This window comes from Companilactobacillus pabuli (assembly GCF_014058425.1).
In the GTDB taxonomy this organism is placed as follows: Bacteria; Bacillota; Bacilli; order Lactobacillales; family Lactobacillaceae; genus Companilactobacillus; species Companilactobacillus pabuli.
The window spans coordinates 990,965-1,014,110 of the sequence record NZ_CP049366.1 but is presented as its reverse complement, the minus strand read 5'-3'; the positions used below and the strand labels follow the sequence as shown (position 1 = coordinate 1,014,110).

The 23,146-nt window shown below is 37.1% G+C and carries 20 protein-coding genes; 9 read left to right on the top strand and 11 right to left on the bottom strand.

Annotation, left to right across the window (positions count from 1 at the left end):
* The first annotated feature begins 133 nt into the window (after window positions 1-133).
* From G6534_RS04875 to G6534_RS04845, 7 genes are all read left to right on the top strand, one after another.
* The gene (locus G6534_RS04875) at window positions 134-1,171 is read left to right on the top strand and encodes a MupG family TIM beta-alpha barrel fold protein (protein WP_059073393.1); all 1,038 of its coding nucleotides are present in this window, start codon (window positions 134-136) and stop codon (window positions 1,169-1,171) included.
* A gap of 4 nt (window positions 1,172-1,175) precedes the next feature.
* Window positions 1,176-2,072, top strand: a complete 897-nt coding sequence (murQ, locus tag G6534_RS04870; protein ID WP_059073394.1) for an N-acetylmuramic acid 6-phosphate etherase — start codon at window positions 1,176-1,178, stop codon at window positions 2,070-2,072.
* A 3-nt stretch (window positions 2,073-2,075) separates the two neighbouring features.
* On the top strand, window positions 2,076-3,548 hold the full coding sequence (locus G6534_RS04865; RefSeq protein WP_059073395.1) for a PTS transporter subunit EIIC: 1,473 nt from the start codon (window positions 2,076-2,078) through the stop codon (window positions 3,546-3,548).
* A gap of 3 nt (window positions 3,549-3,551) precedes the next feature.
* Window positions 3,552-4,406 (top strand): MurR/RpiR family transcriptional regulator, encoded by an 855-nt coding sequence (locus tag G6534_RS04860; RefSeq protein ID WP_182083201.1) that lies wholly within the window; start codon window positions 3,552-3,554, stop codon window positions 4,404-4,406.
* Between the two features lie 2 nt (window positions 4,407-4,408).
* Entirely contained in the window at window positions 4,409-4,888 is a 480-nt protein-coding gene (locus G6534_RS04855) for a PTS sugar transporter subunit IIA (RefSeq protein WP_182083200.1), read from the top strand.
* Window positions 4,889-4,968: 80 nt separating this feature from the next.
* Complete coding sequence (locus tag G6534_RS04850) at window positions 4,969-5,796, top strand: phage integrase N-terminal SAM-like domain-containing protein (protein WP_182083199.1); 828 nt, start codon at window positions 4,969-4,971, stop codon at window positions 5,794-5,796.
* Window positions 5,797-5,808: 12 nt separating this feature from the next.
* Window positions 5,809-6,378: an LOG family protein gene (locus G6534_RS04845; RefSeq protein ID WP_059073399.1), complete on the top strand. Its 570-nt coding sequence runs from the start codon at window positions 5,809-5,811 to the stop codon at window positions 6,376-6,378.
* A gap of 253 nt (window positions 6,379-6,631) precedes the next feature.
* Here G6534_RS04845 and rbsU read toward each other — a convergent pair whose 3' ends face one another.
* The 5 genes from rbsU to parE form a co-directional block, all read right to left on the bottom strand.
* A complete protein-coding gene (gene rbsU / locus G6534_RS04840) occupies window positions 6,632-7,516 on the bottom strand; it encodes a ribose/proton symporter RbsU (RefSeq protein WP_059073400.1) in 885 nt (294 codons plus the stop codon).
* Between the two features lie 370 nt (window positions 7,517-7,886).
* Entirely contained in the window at window positions 7,887-8,819 is a 933-nt protein-coding gene (locus tag G6534_RS04835; RefSeq protein WP_059073401.1) for a manganese-dependent inorganic pyrophosphatase, read from the bottom strand.
* 29 nt (window positions 8,820-8,848) lie between these two features.
* A complete protein-coding gene (locus G6534_RS04830; RefSeq protein ID WP_420826956.1) occupies window positions 8,849-9,805 on the bottom strand; it encodes a LysR family transcriptional regulator in 957 nt (318 codons plus the stop codon).
* Window positions 9,806-9,900: 95 nt separating this feature from the next.
* The gene (parC, locus tag G6534_RS04825; RefSeq protein ID WP_082666876.1) at window positions 9,901-12,342 is read right to left on the bottom strand and encodes a DNA topoisomerase IV subunit A; all 2,442 of its coding nucleotides are present in this window, start codon (window positions 12,340-12,342) and stop codon (window positions 9,901-9,903) included.
* Between the two features lie 10 nt (window positions 12,343-12,352).
* Complete coding sequence (gene parE / locus G6534_RS04820; RefSeq protein WP_059073403.1) at window positions 12,353-14,353, bottom strand: DNA topoisomerase IV subunit B; 2,001 nt, start codon at window positions 14,351-14,353, stop codon at window positions 12,353-12,355.
* A 206-nt stretch (window positions 14,354-14,559) separates the two neighbouring features.
* Here parE and plsY point away from each other — a divergent pair, with 206 nt between their 5' ends.
* Complete coding sequence (gene plsY / locus G6534_RS04815) at window positions 14,560-15,183, top strand: glycerol-3-phosphate 1-O-acyltransferase PlsY (RefSeq protein WP_059073404.1); 624 nt, start codon at window positions 14,560-14,562, stop codon at window positions 15,181-15,183.
* Window positions 15,184-15,234: 51 nt separating this feature from the next.
* Here the strand turns inward: plsY and G6534_RS04810 are convergent, their stop codons facing one another.
* On the bottom strand, window positions 15,235-17,016 hold the full coding sequence (locus G6534_RS04810; protein WP_059073405.1) for an ABC transporter ATP-binding protein: 1,782 nt from the start codon (window positions 17,014-17,016) through the stop codon (window positions 15,235-15,237).
* Complete coding sequence (locus G6534_RS04805; RefSeq protein ID WP_059073406.1) at window positions 17,016-18,734, bottom strand: ABC transporter ATP-binding protein; 1,719 nt, start codon at window positions 18,732-18,734, stop codon at window positions 17,016-17,018. Before G6534_RS04805 ends, G6534_RS04810 begins: the two co-directional genes overlap by 1 nt.
* Window positions 18,735-19,021: 287 nt before the next feature.
* Between G6534_RS04805 and G6534_RS04800 the strand changes: the two genes are divergently transcribed.
* Window positions 19,022-19,720 (top strand): DUF3862 domain-containing protein, encoded by a 699-nt coding sequence (locus G6534_RS04800; RefSeq protein ID WP_182083198.1) that lies wholly within the window; start codon window positions 19,022-19,024, stop codon window positions 19,718-19,720.
* 100 nt (window positions 19,721-19,820) lie between these two features.
* Here G6534_RS04800 and G6534_RS04795 read toward each other — a convergent pair whose 3' ends face one another.
* From G6534_RS04795 to hslV, 4 genes are all read right to left on the bottom strand, one after another.
* Window positions 19,821-20,099, bottom strand: a complete 279-nt coding sequence (locus G6534_RS04795; RefSeq protein WP_059073409.1) for a hypothetical protein — start codon at window positions 20,097-20,099, stop codon at window positions 19,821-19,823.
* A gap of 173 nt (window positions 20,100-20,272) precedes the next feature.
* Window positions 20,273-21,151 (bottom strand): aldose 1-epimerase family protein, encoded by an 879-nt coding sequence (locus G6534_RS04790; protein ID WP_059073410.1) that lies wholly within the window; start codon window positions 21,149-21,151, stop codon window positions 20,273-20,275.
* A 9-nt stretch (window positions 21,152-21,160) separates the two neighbouring features.
* Complete coding sequence (gene hslU, locus G6534_RS04785) at window positions 21,161-22,597, bottom strand: ATP-dependent protease ATPase subunit HslU (RefSeq protein ID WP_059073411.1); 1,437 nt, start codon at window positions 22,595-22,597, stop codon at window positions 21,161-21,163.
* 16 nt (window positions 22,598-22,613) lie between these two features.
* Window positions 22,614-23,138 (bottom strand): HslVU peptidase proteolytic subunit, encoded by a 525-nt coding sequence (gene hslV / locus G6534_RS04780; RefSeq protein WP_010019868.1) that lies wholly within the window; start codon window positions 23,136-23,138, stop codon window positions 22,614-22,616.
* Window positions 23,139-23,146: the final 8 nt, after the last annotated feature.

The following is a 23,146-nucleotide window of genomic DNA, read 5'->3' as shown; positions in this document are numbered from 1 at the left end:
CTCTAGTATCAATAATTAATCATTTTGTATTTTTGTTACATTTTATAAGTTATTTTAAGATTCATATTGTAATTTTGTTACACAGGCTATATGATATTACTTGTAAAACGCTTACAAAAAGGAGGACCAACAATTGCTCGGGTTTTCGTATTACCTCGATCATACTTTGAATGAGGATGATAAAAAATATCTTCAAAGTATGCAGCAACACCATTTTAATGAAATATTTACTTCGCTTCACATCCCTGAAGATGAGCCATCGCAATATGCTACTCGTCTACAACAATTGCTTGAATTTACCAACGACTTGTCACTACACGTATTTGTAGATATCGACAAGCGTTCACTTAAGAACTTGCCACATGATTTAACCGGTTTTTCATTGCGACTTGATGACGGCTTTACTAATCAAGAAATTGCCCAATTATCTCAAGACGGTCCGGTAGCTTTAAATGCTAGTACCTTAAGTGAACAAGATATTACTGAATTAAGGGACTTCAAAGCTAATTTCAAAAATTTAGAGGCTTGGCACAATTTTTATCCACGTCCTGAAACTGGCTTAGATAAGAATTGGTTTATTCAAAAGAACCACTGGTTAAAGCAACTGGGATTGACTACACAAGCCTTTATCCCTGGTAATCAAATGTTACGGGGACCAATTTATTCTGGGTTACCAACCTTAGAACATCAGCGCCAACAAGATTTATTGGCTTCAGCGTTAGAACTAGAAAAATATGGCGTCGACAAAATCTTCATTGGTGATCCTAGATTGAATCTAACCTATCAAACTAAATTCAACGACTACTTTACTGAAGGTATTTTAGATCTATGCTTAAAAGCTAGTCCAAATTTTCCACCATATTTAATCAACAAAGTCTTACACAATCGACCCGATCCAGCTGCTCAAGTAGTCAGAGTTGTCGAAAGTCGTGGGATGAATGCTTTAAATAAACAGACGATTGAACCACTCGACAACATCCCTCGAAATGCTGGTTCAATTACGATCGACAATCAAAAATACGGGCGCTATATGGGTGAAGTTCAAATCATCAAGACAGGCTTACCAATGGACGAAAAAGTCAACGTCTGTGGTCATTTGGACCAAGCTTCAATGCAGTTACTACCCTACTTTAGTGCCAATACCGCCTTTAGGATCAATTATAAGGAGTGAAATTATGGATTTAACGAAATTAAGTACTGAAACACGTAATCAAAAGAGTATGGAACTAGACACCATGTCAGTTGCTGAAATCTTAAAATTAATGAATTCAGAAGACCAAACAGTTCCACTCGCTATTCAAAAACAATTACCACAAATCGAAAATGCTGTTGAGATCATTATTCAACAATTCAAAAAAGGTGGCCGTTTGATTTACTTAGGTGCTGGTACTAGCGGTCGTTTAGGAGTTTTGGATGCTGCCGAATGTGTACCTACTTTTGGAACTGATCCAACGCTAGTTCAAGGATTGATTGCCGGCGGTCAAAGTGCCATGACAGTTGCCGTTGAAGGTGCTGAAGATTCACTAAGTTTAGCACAAGAGGATTTAAAAAAGCTCAACTTAAACGAAAATGATGCCGTCGTTGGCTTGGCTGCCAGTGGTCGTACACCTTATGTCATTGGCGCTTTAAAATATGCCCAAACAGTTCAAGCAGCAACTATCAGTATCGCTTGTAACGAAAATGCCGAAATTTCAAAATTTGCTGAATATCCTATCGAAGTGGTCACTGGCCCAGAAGTTTTGACCGGATCAACTCGTCTAAAAGCTGGAACTGCCCAAAAACTAGTCTTAAATATGATCTCCACTACTTCAATGATCAAACTTGGCAAAGCTTATCAAAATCTGATGATCGACGTTAAGCCTACCAACGATAAATTAGTTGAACGTGCCAAGAGAATTATCATGCAAGCAACAAACTGCGACTACCAAACAGCAGCGGATACTTTAAAATCTGCTGACCAAGATGTCAAAGTCGCAATTATTATGATTTTAACTGGTAGCGATAAAGATAAAGCCGTCAAAAATCTCAAACAAAACGATGGCTTTGTCAGAAAAGCTATGAAGGAGGATTAAACCATGGCTGAGAAAAAAGAAGAACGCTTAGCTCGTGAAATATACAGTGCTGTCGGGGGACCTAGCAATGTAGAAAAATTGATTCATTGTATGACTAGAGTCAGAATGACGATCCGCGATTACGATAAAGTCGATATGGAAAAATTAAAGGCAATCGACGGAGTCTTAGGTGTCGTTCAAGAGGATACCTTACAAGTCGTCGTTGGACCTGGTCTAGTAAATAAAGTTGCCCAAGTGATGATCGACCAAGTTGGTGTCAAATTGGGCGAACCTTTCCCTAAAGATTTAGCAGACGATAACCAACCTCAATTATCCGAACATCAAAAGGCTAAAGCCGAAGTTACTCAAAGAGCCGCTGAATTTAAGGCTGAACAAAAGAAGAAAATCAAACCTTCTAAAACTAAGGCCGTCTTGAAATCTATCTCTAACATTTTCGTACCTTTGATTCCAGTCTTCGTTGGTGCTGGTTTAATCGGTGGTATTGCCGCCGTTCTCTCCAATATGTTAGTTGCTGGTGATATCAGTAAGAGTTGGACTGAATTTATTACGGTTCTAAACGTTATTAAAAACGGTGTTTTTGCTTATTTAGCTATTTATGTTGGTATCAACTCCGCTCAAGAATTCGGGGCAACTCCTGGTCTTGGTGGTGTCATTGGTGCCGTAACTTTACTTTCCGGAGTCGATCCTAAAGTTCCGCTCCAAAATATCTTTAATGGTTCAGCTCTTTCAGCTGGACAAGGTGGTATCATCGGAGTTATTTTCGCCGTTTGGATTCTTTCAATCATCGAAAAACAATTGCACAAGATCATCCCTGATTCAATCGATATCATCGTGACACCTACATTGACGCTTCTAGCAGTCGGTGTCTTCACGATCTTTATCGTCATGCCTATTGCTGGTGTTATCTCTGATTCATTAGTTGGTTCCATCATGTGGGTTCTAAAAGTCGGTGGTGCCTTCTCTGGATTCATCTTAGGACTATTCTTCTTACCTATGGTTATGCTTGGTTTGCACCAAATCTTAACTCCTATTCATATTGAAATGATCGACAAAACTGGTTCTACTTTACTATTGCCTATCCTTGCTATGGCTGGTGCTGGACAAGTTGGTGCTGCTTTAGCTCTTTGGGTTCGTTGCAAGAAAAACAAGAAGTTAACTAACATGATCAAAGGTGCTTTACCAGTCGGTTTCTTAGGAATTGGTGAACCATTGATCTACGGTGTTACTTTGCCTCTTGGTCGTCCATTTATCACTGCTTGTATCGGTGGTGGTATTGGTGGTGCCGTTGTTGGAGCATTCGGTAACGTCGGTGCGATTGCCATTGGACCTTCTGGTGTCGCTTTGATTCCATTGATCACTAATGGACATATCTTAGGTTATGTTTTCGGACTACTAGCTGCCTACGTTGGAGGCTTCATCGCTACTTACTTCTTTGGTGTTCCAAATGATGCTAAGAAAGCTACTGAATTGGATTAATTAATGGAAAGCTTAATCTTTTCAATTAAACAAAAGTTGCCCGAATTAACGAAGACAGAACAAAAAATTGCCCACTACGTTATAAATAATCCCACAAAAGTAATTTCAATGAGTGTTCAAGAACTAGTCAGTGCAATACCAACGAGTTCTGCTTCAATTGTTAGATTTGCTAAAATATTTTGTCCCAATGGTTTCGCAGATTTTAAATTGAGATTATCAGCTGAAAGTGAATTGAACCAAAAAATTTATGATGAACTAGACCCCAAGGACTCTATCGATGATTTAAAAGATAAATTGTCCTTTCGGATCAATCAAACCTTAATCAGAACTAATAGTATTTTGGACGATGTTTCTTTAGCTAAAGCAATAAAAATTTTGAATCGAAAAGAGACCATTGTCAGTTTTGGAATTGGAGCATCCCACTTAGTAGCTGAAGATTTCCAACAAAAATTCTTTCGAATCGGTAAAACCGTCATTACTAACAATGATATTCATGTCATAGCAACGATTTTACTAGCTAAAAAGCAACAAGCAGCAGTCTTGATCATCTCTAACTCTGGTGAAACTAAGGAAGCTATCAACTTAGCACGTCTTGCAAAACAAAATAAAATCCCTATAATTGTATTAACACATAAAAATGAAAGCGTTTTAGCAAAAATGTCAGATGTAGTTTTGATTCACGATGACAGTACCGAAAACAGTTCTTTGCGAAGTGCCGCAACCACCTCTTTGATTGCCCAATTCTATGCAATTGATTTGTTGTATTACAGTTACTTCAAGTTAGACTTTTCTAAACACGTCAAAGAAATCATCTCTTCACAAAAATTTATTGCTAAGAATTTCAAGGAGGAAGATTAAACATGGGATTATTTTCTAGAAAAAAGATCGATGAATTCGTTTCGCCTGCTAATGGTGAATTGATCCACTTGGACAAAGTCAACGATCCAGTCTTTTCACAAAAATTAATGGGTGATGGCTTTGCAGTTAAACCAAGCGATAACGAAATCGTCGCTCCCATCAGTGGTGTTATCGGAACAGTATTCCCTACTAAACACGCCTTAATGATCACTTCTAAAAATGGGCTAGAAATTATGCTACACTTAGGCATCGATACGGTTGAATTGAATGGACAACCATTTGAAATGTTCGTTCAAGAAAACGATACCGTCAAAGCTGGTCAAAAGCTGGCTACTATGGACTTACAAAAAGTTCAAGCTAGTGGTAAAGATACACCGATCATGACTATCATCACTAATTCAGATGCTGTTAAAAATATGGGGGATTTTGAAGATAAAACCGTTTCTGCTGGTGATAAAGCTTTAGAAATTGCCGTCAATTAGATTAAAAAGTCAGGTTAAAAGCCTGGCTTTTTTGTTCCAGCGATTAACTAACTGTATAATATAAAAAAGGAGGTTTTCTAATGGTTAAAATTCCTTACTTGACTGGTTTTGAAGCTTATTTAAAAACCAGAAAAATTTCAGACAAAGCTCATACTGAATATATGAATTCACTGACTGATTTTTTCAATTATACGATTCAGAACAATCCTGACTATAAAATCACCGAAGATATCAAAGATGTTCATGAAATGGATGTTAGACTCTTTAAGAATTTTATGTTGGAAGATCTCAAACTCAGCGCTAGTACGATCAACAAAGTTATTAGTAACTTGAACGTCTACTTTAAATACCTCTTCAGTGCCAAAAAAACGCCCGAGATTCCAACATTAAACATAAATAGTGTCACTGTACCCAAGCAGAGTGATTTTCCTGTAGAAGTCTTTTTAAAGCTTCCCTACTACTTACAAGCTGACTTGAGTGTTTATACGCGGCTTTTAATCTTGATCGTAGCTAAAGGGTTCAATTATAAAGAGGCTATGCAATCAGGCTTTTATCAAAAATTCAATCAACTGGATTTTGACGAAGATGAGACTAAATTCTTAAATATCTATCGCAATTACATCGAATCTTATAAGACTTATTGGAACAACGACAATCTCTTTTTAAGTCGGAATCGTGGAGCCAATAGTCCTTTGTTGACTGTCCCTGCTATTCATCGTGATCTAAAACGTGACAGCGAAACTACTAAATTGGATCTCTCACCAAAAAAACTTTATACGACCTTCATTCTCTTAGCTTTGAGTACCAAAGAATTGAGTAAAGATCAAAAAAGAGCTCTGGATGCTTTAGACACTCCCTCTTTGATGTATTATCGTCGTTTAAAACGTGAAACAAATTTTGATATTTAGAAAGTGTGAAAAATGAAAAATATTGCTGTATATTGTGGCGCTGCTACAGGAAATGATGAAGTTTACAAATTGGGAGCCAAGAAACTTGGCCAATGGATCGTTAAAAATAATTATGGTCTAACTTATGGCGGTGGCAAGTTTGGCTTAATGGGCGTAATTGCTAACAGTGTTCTAGAAAATGGTGGCTTCGTTCATGGAATCATCACCCAAGAATTGTTCGACCGTAAATTGGCATTTGAACAAGTTTCCAAATTGGATATTGTTGACGATATCTCCGTCAGAAAACAAGCCATGCTCAATGATTCCGTTGTTAACATTGCTTTACCAGGTGGACCAGGAACTCTAGAAGAAATTGCCGAAGCCTTCTCTTGGACAATTTTGGGCGACAGTAAGAACCCTTGTATCTTTTACAATATCAATCACTATTATGATCCACTAGAAAAATTTTTCGATTCAATGGCACAACAAGGCTTCATGGAACCTTCCACACGAAAGACACTACTCTTTAGTGATTCACTAACTGAAATAAAAGATTTTATAGGTTCGTATAACCCTCCAGCATTACGAAAATATAAAAATTAAGATGAGCGTTTTATTTAACTACTAAACAAAAAGGAGTTATATTTTAGTTGTCAGATAGGAAATGATATCTGACGAATATACTCCTTAGATATACATTACAAAATATGGTTTTCTCATTAATACTATATACAAATAAATATCCTCCCAATTTTGTATAAATTGAAAAAGATATAGACCAATAAACTTATAAACTCTCTGATATATAACAAAAAACACGTTGGAATTAATTTTCCAGCGTGTTTTTATTTATATTTTATAAGAAAGCTGTGATAACACCAGCAATAACTACTAGTACTAATCCAGAAAGAACCATGATCATTTCTTTACGTGTCTTACTTTCATGAAGGAAGTAGATACTACCTAATGTAGCAATGATAACGTTCATTTGTGAAAGTGTGAATCCAGTAGCTAATCCGTTAACGTCTTTACGAGATGAAATCAAGTAAGTTGCAGCGGCGAAGGCGAAGAAGATACCACTGATGATATTTAGATAAGTACTCTTTGACTTATAAGGCTTAGCTTCACGATTACTCTTAGTAAGAAAACCGAAAACCGTTGCGGCAACTGCCATACCAAAGGCTTGTGGCAAGAAAGCCTCGAAACCAGTGATTGTTACTGCCTGTGGAAAGGCTGAATAACCAACATAACCAATTGTAGCAATCAATACCAATGTAATACCTTTAACAACGCCTGATTCACTCTCAGAAACCTTCTTTTCACTGTAAGTAGTCAAGTAGACTCCGATAATGATCAAAAGAATTGCAAAACCACCAAATAATTTAGCCGTAATACTAGGCCATTCACCTAAAACGATCACACCCCAAAGTGATGTACCGATCAATTGGAAACCAGTTGATACTGGCATAGTTTTCGAAACACCCATCTCAGCAAAGGCGTAGAAAACTAATGATTGAGCAGCTGACCAACAAACACCGGATAAGAAGGTGAATAACAAAGCCTTACCACTTAGAAGTGGTGTTTGAGTAACAAGTGCTACTACAATCGCGGACAAAAATGTACCGTATGTTGAACCAATAATTTGGTTAACTGGTTTTCCTCCAAATTTACCAGTTAAGATTGGGTACAATCCCCAACCAATCATCGGCATTAGTCCAATTAAAATATTTACCATACTCATTTTTTTACAAACTCCCTTTAGTTCAAAATAACAAAGCAATTTTTCAGCAATGTGGATATTATATCAAAAGTGAGAATGCGTTTTCAAGAAAAAAGTTCGTTTTCATTAAAAATATCATGAGAAATACTTTATTTTTTTGATATCTTGGCATTGCAATAGTTCGGCAACCGTTTACAATTATTTAATTATTTATGAATTATTTTTACCATGAAAAACAAATAACCTTTTTCGTAAATCGTTATCATAAAATATATTTTACATTCGAACATATTTAACCAAATTAATTAAGAGTAATAATTCTTCCCTACAAAAAAAGCTCTTTTAGGTTGTAGTGTACAAACACCACCCTAAAAGAGCTAGATTTATTTAATTAAAATTGTTCGTTCAATGGAGGAACAACTTGCTTCTTACGTGAAACAACGCCAGGTAAAGCAGCTTTGTTATCTTCAACTTTAGTATTCAAAGCTGTTTCAAACTTGCTGATAGCATCATCGTCACCGATAACAACACCAGTAGTATCACTAGTCAAGATATTAGTGATCAATAGAACAAACAAGTTATATCCTTGATCAGCATTTTCTGCCTTGATGTCTTTAACAAATTCAGCTTCACGCTTCAAAGTGTCGTCAACATCAACAGTATTAACTTGAGCTACACGAACGCTTGTACCATTCATGTCAAAGCTCTTAGCATCCATATCGATCAATTCTTGAGTTGACTTGCTGTCTAAGTTTGTACCAGCCTTCAACATTTCAAGACCATAAGTTTCATAATCGATTCCAGCAATCTTGCTCAAATCTTTAAGAGCGTCGCGGTCTTCGTCTGTTGTTGTAGGTGACTTCAATAGCAATGTATCAGAAATGATTGATGATGCCATGATAGCAGCAATCTTTTCAGGAATTTCTACTTCTGATTCGTTGTACATCTTCCAAACAATTGTACTTACACAACCTAGTGGTTCTGCACGGTAGTACAATGGCAAATCAGTTTCAAAGTTAGCGATACGGTGGTGGTCAACTACGTGAGTAACTTCAACAGTATCAATGTCGCTGACACTTTGTTGTCTTTCGTTGTGGTCCACAAGCATAACTTTCTTAACTTCCCCATTAATAGCAGAAATCACACGTGGGAACTTCACATCAAAGTGATCATAAACAAATTTTGTTTCTAGGTTAGGTTCACCTAAAGCTACAGCTTCAGTGTTGTAACCTAATTTGTTTTGTAAGTATGAATAAGCAATTGCTGCTGAGACAGCATCTGTATCAGGATTCTTGTGTCCAAATACTAATTCTTTTTCTGGCATGTTGTTTTATACCCCTTTTATAAAATAATTTATCTTGAAGATTTCAAACGATCGATATAATTCATTTTGTCTAAGAAATTATCCCATTCACTCAAGAATTCTTGAATCCGTGGAATCTTTTCTTTATCTTCTTGATATACAAATGATAAATCACTTGATATAGCCGGTTCAAGTGGTGTTTGATAAAGTTTAAACATTGATTCATGTGCAATACAAAAACTCAATGGTAAAACCGTATAAACATCGTCGGATTCTTGCGTAAACTTCAAAAGTTGATAAGGAGATGAAAATCTCGCAATAACTTTTGGCAAGTCTACTAAAGCATCCCGATAGCGCTCTTGCAATAGTTCTGAGAAATAATAGCTCTTTAAATAAGTTGCCCAAGGTTTTTGGGTAGCATCCTTATAGCAAACTGATTTTTTCTTGCTAAACTTCTCATTGTTGTGAATCAACATTATGTTATCACTAATGATCTTTTTAGACTTGTAAATTTTCCAACTCTTAATATTTCGATCTGGTAAATACATGATTGCCAAATCGATTCGATTATTTTGGATACTATCCCAAAGTTCTTTTCGAGTTAATAAATTCAAATCGATCACAACATTTGGATTGATACGATTGTATTCGACAATAAAGTCTTCAATCACAACTGATTCTGCCGTTGATAGTAGACCAATGCTGATCGTACCACTTTTTTCTGATGATGCTTGTTGAATTTGATCCGTCACATTGTTGATCAAATCAAACATTTGGTGTGTAGCCTTTAGGAGGGATGTTCCGGCGTCAGTTAAATAAATCTTCTTACCAACACTGTAAAACAGTGGAGCTCCCACCACGCGTTCAATTTTTTTGATTTGTTGAGTCAAAGCTGGCTGCGTAATACCCAACATTTGAGCTGTCTTAGTATAGCTCATGTTTTTAGTCAACTCGTCAAAGTAATTCAAAGCTTTGGAACTAAAGACTCTTCTTGATTTTTCGTCCAGCAATAAAGAATCCTCCTAATTATTTGTCATAGTAAAATTTTATATATTCAATAAGATAATAATACTATATAACGTAAAACTATGCTCTTTATATCCTATTTTTCTTCAATTTTTTTGACAAATCTAACAGGAATTCCATCAGTTTCCGGATCCATGATAAATGAACCATTAGAATAACGGTCGGTACTTTGATGACCAGCACGGTCAATTTCAATTTCTTTATTAGCATCAGTGATAATTGAAATTGACTCATCATTTGAAATATTAGTTACTAATTGCACTCGATGTGGATTACGTTTCAATTCACGTAGCGTTAAGACACCTCGACGAGCACGGCTAGTTACTGGAATCTCTGATAGTTTCATTTGCTTGTATGAGCCACGTTGCGTCAATAAAGCAATTTTTTCATTTTCATCAGTCGATAAGAAGTATCCAGCCAATTGATCATCAGCTTTTAGACTGACAAATTTAACCCCAATAGCTTTACCGCTAACTACTGGCACTTCAGAAACTGGAAAGGCGGAAGCATAAGAATGTTTCGTAAAGACATAAACTAAATCAGATGAATCACTGGCTAAGTAGTAAACGTTCATAACTCTAGCATCAGCTGATTTGATCTTGCAATACTTCGAAGCTCGAGACTTATAAGTACGTCCCGGTAATAAGTCACTAAACGCAACTTGTTTGATGTAATTTTCATTTGTAGCAATCAAGAAATTACCCGTTTCCTTCAAATCCTTAAAGACGAAAGCCTTAAGAATCGACTCATCAGTATCCAAACCGACTTGTTGAGACAAATGAGAACCAGTGTCTTTCCAACGACTATCTTCGATTTCAAAAATTTGACGATAGATCAAATTACCTTTGTCAGTGAAAATAAAGACGTGATCCAGCGTATTGACGTTTTGATCGATGATTGGATAGTCTTCATCCTTTAGGCCATTGTCTTCTGGACTGGAAGCCTGATAAGAACGCAAACTACTACGTTTAACGTAACCGTCATGACTAACTAATAGACGAACATCTTCACTAGCGACCATAACTGAAGTATCGACTTCAATTTCTTCAACTTTAGCCTCAATCTTAGTCCGACGTTTGTCAGCGTATGTATCACGAACTGTTAATAATTCCTTTTTGATTACATTCATTAAAGTTTGATGGTCGTCGATGATCTTATTCAAAGATGTAATCTGGTCATTCAACTCTTGATCTTCTTTTTCAAGTTCTGTCACATCAGTATTCGTCAAACGATAAAGTTGCAAGGAAACGATAGCTTCTGCTTGTTCATCAGTAAATTTATACAACTTGATCAAATTATTCTTGGCATCGGATTTATTCTTACTGCCACGAATAGTTTTAATTACTTTATCAAGAATTGACAAAGCTTTGATCAAGCCTTCAACGATGTGCAAACGTTTCTTAGCCTTAGCCATGTCAAATTGACTACGACGTAAAACGACATCTTCTTGGTGCTTGATGTATTCCTTCAAAATTTGAATCAAACCGACTTGTTGTGGTGACATATCAGCGATAGCAACCATATTGAAGTTATATGAAACTTGTAGATCAGTATTCTTGAACAAGTAGTTCAAAATTCCGTTAGCATCGACATCCCGTTTTAGTTCGACAACGATCGATAGACCTTGACGGTCAGATTCATCACGAACTTCAGCGATACCTTCAACCTTTTTGAGAACTCTGATCTCATCCATCTTTTTGACTAATTGAGCCTTATTAACTTCGTAAGGAATCTCTGTAATCACGATTTGTGATTTATGACCACGAAGCTCTTGAATCGTTGTCTTAGAACGAAGATAAACCTTGCCACGTCCAGTTTGATAAGCTTCTTTGATACCGTCTTTTCCTTGTAAAATACCACCAGTTGGAAAATCTGGTCCTTTAACGATCTTCATCAACTCATCCAAAGTAATATCTGGATTGTCGATCATTTTGACGGTAGCGTCGATAACTTCACCTAAATTGTGGGGTGGAATCTCTGTCGCATAACCAGCAGAAATACCAGTTGCACCATTAACTAAAAGATTCGGAAATCTAGCTGGTAAAACCTTTGGTTCTTTTTCGGTGTCATCGAAATTCCATTCTTCATCGACAGTACCTTTGTTGATATCACGTAACATTTCTGTTGATATCTTGCTCAAGCGAGCTTCAGTATAACGCATGGCAGCCGGTGGATCACCATCCATCGAACCATTATTACCGTGCATTTCAATTAAAGGTTCACGTAATTTCCAGTCTTGGGAAAGTCGTACCATGGCTTCATAAATTGAAGAGTCACCGTGGGGGTGAAAATTACCCATGACGTTACCAACACCCTTAGCTGACTTACGAAAGCCCTTATCATAAGTGTTGCCATCCAAAAACATTGAGTACAAAATTCTACGTTGAACTGGTTTCAAACCGTCTCGAATGTCAGGTAAAGCTCTTTCTTGAATAATTGATTTTGAATATCTCGCAAATCGATCTCCCATGATTTTTTCGAGCGAGATATCTTGAATTTTAGGAGAATTTTCAGTCACTGTTTATCACCTATTCCTTATTCAATAAATCGTCAACGATTTTACTATCGATTGGATCAGTTGCATCGACTTTTTCAAGGATATTGTCCCCTTCTTCGGTTCCGTTGAAGCGAACATTTTCTTCGATCCAATCACGACGTGGTTTAACCTTGTCACCCATTAGGGTAGTTACACGACGTTCTGCTAAGGCAGCATCATCGATATTGACCCGGATCAAAATACGGTTGGCTGGATCCATTGTTGTCTTCCAAAGTTGGTCGGCATTCATTTCACCTAAACCTTTGAATCGTTGCAAGTCGTAACCTTTACCCATTTCTTTGATTCCAGCCTTTAATTCATCTGGAGTCCAAGCGTATTTAGTTCTTGTCTTAGCACCTTTACCCTTTTGCAAACGATAAAGTGGTGACAAAGCAATGTATACGTGGCCTGATTCAACTAATGGGCGCATGTAGCGATAGAAGAATGTCAATAACAAGATTTGAATGTGGGAACCATCATCATCGGCATCGGTCATGATAATGATCTTGTCATAATTTCTATCTTCTAGTTTAAAGTCAGCTCCAACACCAGCACCAATCGTATAAATCATCGTGTTGATTTCTTCATTTTTGTAAATATCTTCTAGTTTAGCTTTTTGAGTATTCAAAACCTTACCACGCAATGGCAAAATAGCTTGGAATTTTCTGTCTCGACCTTGTTTAGCAGAGCCACCGGCAGAATCACCCTCGACTAAGAATAACTCATTCTTATCAGGATTCTTTGACTGAGCAGGTGTCAATTTACCAGACAACAAACCATCAGTCTTCTTGTTCTTCTTACCACTACGAGTACTTTCACGAGCTTTTCTAGCAGCATCCCTAGCTTCACGAGCTTTGAGAGCTTTTTTGACGAGCATTTGTGCTTGCTCACCATTTTCCATCAAGTAAAAGCTCATTTGTTCATAAACTAATTGATCAACGGCTGATCTTGCTTGAGGAGTACCAAGTTTTCCTTTAGTCTGCCCTTCGAATTGCAAAATTTCTTCGGGAATACGAACAGAAATAATTGCTGACAAGCCTTCACGAACATCGCTACCTTCAAGGTTCTTACTATTTTCTTTTAATAGTCCGACCTTTCTTGCATAGTCGTTGAACGCTTTGGTTAAACCAGACTTCATTCCGGCTTCATGTGTCCCACCATCAGCAGTACGAACGTTATTAACAAACGAGATAATGTTTTCAGAATAACCGTCATTGTATTGACCAGAAAATTCGATTTCAATATCTGAATTAGTACCTTCTACGTAGAAAATTCCACCTAGAGCATCCTTTCCTTCGTTGAGGTATTTAACAAATGATTGAATCCCATCTTCGTAATGGAAAACTTCTTCTTTGTCTTCTTCGCCACGTTTATCAGTGATGGTGAATTTAACACCTTTGAGTAGGAAAGCTGACTCACGAAGTCTTTCGGCTAAAGTATCAAAATTAAATTTAGTTGTTTGGAAAATCGTCTTATCAGGTTTGAAACTAATTGTTGTTCCACTGCCTTCTTTAGTTGAACCAGTCTTTTTCAAGGTTCCAACAGGATGACCACCGTTTTCAAAACGTTCTTCATAAACTTTGTGATCACGAACAACTCGAACTGTCATCCACTCAGACAAAGCGTTTACAACTGATGAACCTACACCGTGTAGACCACCAGACGTTTTGTAACTATTTTCGGAGAATTTACCTCCGGCATGTAGAACCGTTAAGATAACTTCAATCGTTGGACGACCGGATGAATGCATTCCCGTTGGCATTCCTCGACCGTGGTCAACGACAGTAATGCTACTATCTTTGTTGATAGTGACATTGATTTCCTTACCAAATCCTGATAGAGCTTCATCGACTGCGTTATCGACAATTTCATAGACCAAGTGATGTAATCCACGTGAATCTGTGGAACCAATGTACATACCAGGTCTTTTTCGTACAGCTTCTAATCCTTCAAGGATTTGAATTGACGAATCATCATAAGATGATTTTGGCATTTATATCATTCCTTTTTCATTTACTACTGCAGTTATTTTAGTATTATAACACTATTCACACTATACGAATATATGTTCGTATTCAAGAGAAATCTTTTATTTTTAGCTAAAATAGTGGATAATGTCTAAGTTGGTATTTATAATTCTTGTAAAACACCATAGAATTACAATATACCAAAAAATAAAGCTGAGAGAGTGATTTTTTAATGAAACTTCTCATTTGTGCCATTTTAGCCTATTTAATCGGCTCATTTCCAACCGCTTATCTAGTCGGAAAGATTTTTTTCCATAAAAATATTTTTGATTACGGTAGTGGTAACGTTGGAACCACAAATGCTTACCGTGTCTTCGGTAAATTCGCCGGAACCGTTGTTTTAATAATTGATATCTTAAAAGGAACCTTAGGAGCATTGATGCCCGTTTTCTTTAACCTTGATCATCATTGGGTTCTTTTCGTCGGAATTTGTGCTGTTATCGGCCACTGCTTCTCTATCTTCTTAAAATTCAGAGGTGGAAAAGCTGTCGCTACTAGTGCCGGTATTTTACTAGCTTACAATCCATTATTGTTTACGATTTGTTTTATCGTTTTAGCAACAATCGTTTACGTTACTAGTATGGTCAGTGTGGCCAGTTTAACAACAGTACTCTTTTTTACTATCGCTTCGTTATTTTTGCACGACTGGATTTTAACTACCGTCGCTGCCATTGTTACTGTCATTATTTACGTTCGCCATATTCCTAATATCAAGCGATTACTCAAGGGGCAAGAAAATCTTGTTCCAATCGGTCTACAATACAAGAAACAACAGGCTAAGAAAAAACAAAAATAATTCCATAAAAAAGCAGGTCAAGAAATTAACTTCTCGACCTGCTTTTTTTGATTAATTTGTAACCATTTGATCTTTATAAAGACCGGCATAAAAGCCATCTTCTGCCAAAAGGGTTTGATGATTACCTTGTTCGATAATATTTCCGTCTTTTAAGACCACGATCTTGTCAGCATTTAAAATCGTCTTCAAACGGTGAGCAATAACAAAACTCGTCCGTCCTTGAATTACCCGATCCATCGCTGCCTGAATATTTGCTTCAGTAACCGTATCAACGTTAGAAGTTGCTTCATCCAGAATCAACAATTGAGGATTAGTCAAAATCGTTCTTGCAATTGACATCAATTGCTTTTGACCAGCTGAGAACACACTTTGTTCATCTGAAACCTTTGTCTCATAACCATCTGGCAAACTCATAATAAATTCGTGGATATTAGCTTGTTTAGCCGCATCGATTACCCGATCCATTGAAGCACTTGGGTCACCATAACGAATGTTATCAGCAATCGTACCTGAGAATAATTGTGGATCTTGCAATACGATTCCGACGTTCTTACGCAATTTCTGCAAGTCAAATTGGCGAATGTCCACACCATCGATCGTAATAGCACCACTGTCGACGTCGTAGAAGCGATTCAACAAATTCATGACCGTAGTCTTACCTGAACCCGTTGGACCTACTAAAGCGACCATTTCGCCCTTGTGGACTGAAATAGATACGCCATGCAAGATTTCTTTTCCTGGTAGGTAACTAAAGTGTACGTCATCGATCTGTAGTTCTTTTTTAATACCGTCTAATGACTTGCCATCTTTTGGTGCAATTTCATCAGGTTGACTTCTCACTTCATCAACACGACGAGCTCCAGTGATAGCCAATTGAATCATCCCGTACAAACTAGTTAAAGACATGATTGGTTGATAGTATTGCTGAGCATAGTTAACGAAAACTACGACTAAAGCTAAGGCGGCTCCAGTTGACAATGTACCATTTAAGGCAAACCATGAGCCAAAGAAAATTACGATAGCTGTATTCAACAACGACATCCCTTGCATCAAAGGATTTAAGACACCTGACCAAATTTGACCAGACATAGCCGATTTACGAACTGTTTGGTTGTGTTTCAAGAAACCCTTAATCGAGTCCTTCTGCAAGCCGTTAGTAATAATAACCTTTTGAGCAGTAACTTGTTCATTAATATAACCGTTCAAATTACCGATATCATCTTGTTGGCGATTAACCGCCACACCGGCTTTTTTCATCACGAATCCGGCTACGATCAAAGCTACCGGCGTTGAAGCCATCGTGACCCAAGCCATTGTGACATTTTGATTGAACATAACGATCAACAAACCAATAAACTGGGCTACTGATAGGAAAATTTCAATTAGAGCTTGGTTCATCGCATTGAAGATATTATCCAAGTCAGACGTATAACGAGCCAAAATATCGCCATCACTGTGAGAATCGAAATATTTAACTTGCATTCGTTGCATCTTTCTAAACATTCCTACACGCATAGTCCCCGTTGAAAAGGCCGTAATTCTAGCTAAGATCCAACTGGCAATCAAAAGCGTTGAGGCATCCCCTATGTACAAACTCAAATAGATCCACAATGTTTTATGGAAACTTCCTAAACTAGCATTCCCACGAGTTGCTGTGTCGGTCCATTGTTGCAAGTAAGTTGTCAACTCTGAAACTGCTCTTCCTAAATAAGTTGGGGCAATAACGATACAGGCAGTTGAAATACCGATCAAAATGGATGTCATTAAGAATCCAAACCAGTATTTTTTCAAATAATGCCAATAGTATTTCCCAGCATTTTTCAAGTCGCTCATTATTTTACCCCCTCTCTAGCTTTTTGTGTCTTATAAATTTCTTGATAAACCGCATTGTCAGCCACTAATTGATGATGATTGCCATTACCAACTATTCGTCCATCATCCATGACTAAAATCTTATCAGCACGAATAATTGACGAGATCTTTTCAGCAATCACAACTGTCGTAGTATGTTGTAAATCTTTATCTAACGCCTCTTGAACTAATTTTTCCGACTTAGCATCAAGTGCTGAGGTCGCATCGTCCAAAATCAAAATCTTTGGATTAGCAATGACTCCACGAGTGATAGAAAGACGTTGCTTTTGACCACCAGAGAAGTTTGACGAACGTTCTTCAACTGGAGCATCGTAAGTCTGTGGCAAACGTTCAATAAATTCAGATGCTTGAGCAATATTAGCAGCCCACTGCATTTGTGTAGCAGTCGCATCTTCTTTGACTTGACGTAGGTTAGCCGAAATCGTTCCCGAAAACATCGTTGAACGTTGCAAAACATAAGCGACCGTTTCACGAAGAGATTTTTCTGGCAATTGTTTGACATCAATGCCACCCACTTTAATGACCCCAGAATCAGGATCATACAAACGGGCAATCAATTGGGCTAAGGTCGTTTTACCAGATCCAGTAGCACCAACGATACCAATCATTTCACCAGCTTTAACTGTAAAAGAAATATCCTTTAGCGTTGGCTCATCATCGCCTGGATAAGTGAAACTAACGTGATCAAATTCAATATCACCGGCAACCGGTTTATCATCACCTTGGACGTAGTTCATACTTGGATCAGTAGCCATAACTTCTCCAATTCGTCCTAACGAAATATTAGCTCTAGAAGCCGCAATCATTAAGAAACCACCATTGATGACCGCAAACAAAATCTGCATCAAATACGAGATAAAACTAGTGATAGCTGCTAAATACGTTGGATGTGTCGTCACATTTTGACCAACAATGTAAATTGCTATAGCAACGGCAATATTTGCCGTTAAAAAGAATGCTGGCATTAAAATAGCAAAATTGTAACCAATCTTAGCCGTAACTTTCGTTAATTTATCTGATACTTTTGAGAATTTGGCAATCTCGTTAGGTTCTTGGACGAAAGACTTAACTACTCGAATTCCCATTAAATTCTCACGAGCTACAGTATTAACGTCTTCGATATTTTGTTGAGTTTGACCAAAATAGTCGCTCATCTTCTTATATGAGTAAAAACTGACCCCCAAAACGATTATCATCATTCCGATCAAAACCCACCACTGTTGTGGCATTGTCACCATTGCTAAGATAAACGCTCCAATAAACAGCAATGGAATTCGACTGATCTGTTGAAATCCAGCCATGACGATCTGCTGAACTTGATTAATATCATTAGTCATTCGCACAACTAAATTAGATGCCGAAAATTTCTCAACATCAGCGTAAGCAAACGATTGCACTTTACTGTATAAGTCAGCACGCAAATCGGTTGCTACACCTAAAGCGACGTGGGCCGAATAAATCGTGTTTATCACACCAGCAATGATACCGATGACTGCTAAACCAATTAAAAGGATCCCTTGTTGAAAAACGGTTGCTTTATCACCCTTTAAAATTGCATTCATAACGACTTGTAACAATCTTGGTTGCCAAAGTGTCGCAAAAACTAAGGCAATGACTGAAATAACCGCAATATAAGCGTCTTTTCGATAGCGCTTAATATATGGAATCAATACCTTCATAAATAACCTCCCTCATTCACTCATTCAGTAAAAAAAAAGACACTCAGTAGAAAAACTACTTAGCATCTTGTCCGGTACAAATCTTTGAACCCTCCGATGAAACTTAAACTGAATGAAAACGTTAGTAGAAATAGTACACTGAAATAATATTTTTATCAAGAAAGATACATTACAAATATAATAAATATTTTCAAAACATAAATTTTTTCCTAAATAAAATCACTTTTATCTACCGTTACTGATAAAATGAATTTAAAGCGTTATCATTTCGGGGAGGGATTAAATAGATGAATTCAAACAATTTACCAACTAGAGCCCAGTATCGTTCACAAAAACACCACAAGCATTTCTACAGTCGTTGGTGGTTCTGGTTAATTATTATTATTATTTTAGCTGGTGGTAGCGCTACTGTCGGAATGAAAATTACCGCTACCGGTCCTTTCAAAGAGGCCACCACTAAAGTCGAAAAAAAGGATACTACCAAAAAGAAAGTTAAAAAACAAACTGGCGTAACCTTTTACCAATACAATGGAATTTACTTAAATGAAACTAGTGGAACGCCGATTGAAACAGTTCATAATATTTTGGGTAAGCCTTCTTCAACTTCTATCACTGAAAACCAAGGTGTAAAGACTGAATTAGATACTTGGAATGATATTCAAAATGGGCAATTAGGCTCTACTCTTAAAGTCAGTTTTGCTAACGGACATGCTATCAGTAAAGCTTTGAATGGATTAAAAGTTAAACGTTCAGAAAAATTGGGCTTAGATGCTTACAGCTCAATCCAAAATGGTCAATCTGTCGACGCTATTCACACTAACCTAGGAAAGCCTAACAGTTATAGTGAATCACTTGCCAATGGTAAATCAGTCGTCAATTATACCTACTCATCCGATGTTTCTGGCGATACAGGAGCTAATTTTGTCGTTACTTTCACAGATGGTTCCGTGAGTGGTAAAAGCCAGTCGGGAATGGAAAAGAATTAAATAAACTATCCTTCACGTGCACAATATCGACGAAACAAGAAACATTAATCTTATTTAAAAACCTCACTAGACATCTGCCTAATGAGGTTTTTATTTGTCTTTAGAGTGGACTCCAAAATTTGCCAACTTCAGTTTTATCAACGGAATACTGAGATTGCTCGATATCAAACTGATCTAAAAATTCTACGATACCTTTTTTAAATTCTTCATCTGATAATTTAGTTCCAATGTACCAAGTATCATTATTAACAGTAATTGGTCCCAAATCGTCGTTATATTTACTTCTCACTGCGTCGTAAATCTTGTGAGCTGTATCCCGGTTCTTGAACTCGATCTCCCAAGTTTCTGGAATTACTTCGAATAACGATTTAAATTTCATTGCTTAAGCCCACCTTATCTATATTCCCAGTATACCCCTATATGTAATCGCTTACCCAAAAATATCCTCAATCACTTGTTATAACATCTCGTACGAACATTTTTTTATTAGACACAAAAATAGAGTCCCATGAATTGAAAAATCATGAGACTCTGTTTATTTTTAATCAATAATTATTTTACGCTAATTGAGAAATATGCTTCAAATTGTTCCTTAGGAGCCAATTTGTTAATAGCATACTTATTCTTAAAGTTGTTATCACTATCAGTCTTGTCAGCAAGTCCCCACCATGGTTCGATACACATAAACTTACCGTTATCATCAGGATATGTTGACCACATACCGAAGAATTTGGCGTTACCTGTGTCTAGTGTCAACTTGTGATCTGACTTGTCACTGTAAATAGTAACTTCTGCTGGATCATTTAGACGATAAACAACAGCGTCATCAACGAAGTAATCACGTGCCATATCGAAGTTTTGGTTCTCAACTTTCTTTTCGCCGTTTAAGTCGATCAAGTGATTGTCGATTGGAATGTGAGTTCTAGTTTCAGCTGGATCAATTGATACTTTGTAGTCTTCAAATTTCAAGCCTTTGTCAAAGGGAACACTAAAGCCTGGGTGTGCTCCGATTGAGAAGTACATGTCATCAGTTTCTTCCAAAGAATCAACTAAGTATGAAATTTGTACAGTATCCTTAACTAGTTGATAAATGATTCTCAACTTGAAGTGGTAAGGATATTTTTCAAGACTAGCTTCACTAGTAGTCAAACTCAACACTAATTTTGAATCTGTTTGTGAATCAAGACTGAATTCTTGGTCACGGGCAAATCCGTGTTGAGTCATATTGAATTCTTTACCATCAACGAAGTAGTGATCATCTTTTAAACGACCGACGATTGGAAACAATACTGGAGCATGACGACCCCAAACGTTCTTGTCTGCTTGCCAGATGAACTCTGAATTTTCGTTGTTAGTGATGCTGTTCATTTCAGCACCTAATGAATTAACCTTTAATGTTAAGTAATCGTTCTTCAATTGATAAACTGTCATAATTTCCCCCTAAAGAATATAACGTGAAAGGTCTTGATCTTCGGCAATCTTACCGACTTGTTCACGAACGTATTCACGTGTAATAGTAATATCACCCATTTGCATATCAGGACCTTCATATAGAATATCAGCCAAGATTTTTTCCAAGACAGTAGAAAGACGTCTTGCACCGATGTTCTGATTACTATTATTCAATTCAAAAGCAATTTTTGCAATCTCTTCGACAGATTCTTTAGTAAAAGTTAAATGAATTCCATCAGCTCTTGTAAGCGCTACATATTGCTTAGTCAAAGCATTGTCTGGTTTTGTCAAAATTTGGATGAAATCGTCTTCAGTCAAGTCACTCAATTCAACACGGATTGGGAAACGACCTTGAAGTTCGGCAATCAAATCACTAGGTTTACTTTCGGCGAAAGCACCTGAAGCGATGAACAAGATGTGGTCTGTATCGACTGGACCATACTTAGTATTGATTCTTGAACCTTCAACGATAGGCAAAATATCACGTTGCACACCTTCACGAGAAACTTCACCGGATGTCTTCTTGTCTCCAGCAGCAATCTTATCAAACTCATCAATGAAGATGATTCCTTTATTTTGAGTTCTTTCGATGGCTTTTTGGTAAATTTCATCATGATCAACACGTTTTTGTGATTCTTGTTGAATCAACAATTCACGGGCTTCTTTAACTGGAAGCGTACGAGTAATAGTCTTCTTAGGCATCAATGAATCCATCATTCCGGACATATCGATACCCATTTGGCCCATTTGATCATCCATTGGACCAACTTTTTTAGATTCTTCAACTTTGATAGTTACTTCTTCATCTTCTAGAAGTCCCTTGTCAAGTTGTTCTTTGACAGATAGACGTTGATTTCTAATATCGTCAGTTACTTCAGCGTTGTTATCTGGATCTTCATCGACGGTATCTTCGTTATTGCCAAAGATACTACCAAGATTTTGACCACCATTTTGCATGCTATTGAGCATACTCATAAAGTCATTAGGATTTTGTTTTTGTTCTTTTTTAACACCAGGAGCTAATAATTTAACCAATTTCTTATCGACGTCACGACGAACTTCTGGTCTAATTTCATCAAATTTTTCCTTTTCGACCATCGAAACTGCCATGCTAACTAAGTCACGAACCATTGATTCAACATCACGACCAACATAACCTACTTCAGTAAACTTAGTAGCTTCGACTTTAACGAATGGTGCATTGACAATTTTAGCTAAACGGCGGGCAATTTCAGTCTTACCAACACCAGTAGGTCCAATCATCATTAAGTTCTTAGGTGTGATTTCCTGTTGCAATTTCTTTGGTACTTGCATACGACGATAACGGTTGTAAAGTGCAATCGCTACTGCCTTTTTAGCATCTGTTTGTCCAATAATATAATTGTCCAATTTAGCGACAATTTGTTTTGGTGTTAATGTGTCCATTGACTAACTCCTCAATTTAAAATTTATCTGAAATAATATTTTCGTTAGTAAAAATATCGATGCTTGATGCGATTTTAATAGCTTCAACAGCAATTTGTTGTGCATCCATGTCTTTAGCATGACGTTGCATAGCAATAGCTGCTGCTTGAGCAAAATTACCACCAGAACCGATTGCAACAACATCTTCGTCAGGTTCGATAACTTCCCCACTACCAGAGATCAATAGTAAGTTATCTTTATCCATAGCAATCAACAAAGCCTCTAATTTTTGCAATGTAGGATCTTTACGCCAGTCCTGTGCTAATTCCACAGCAGCACGTTTTAAATTGCCTGAGTAAGCTTTTAACTTCTTTTCAAGCCAATCTTGTAATGTAATAGCATCAGCCACTCCACCAGCAAAACCAATGATAACTTTATCATCATAAATACGTCTTACTTTGTGAGCAGTTCCCTTCATAATATACTTTTCACCCATTGTAACTTGACCATCACCAGCAATAGCTGTGCGGTCATTGTGTTTAACAGCAACGATTGTAGTCATTTGAAACC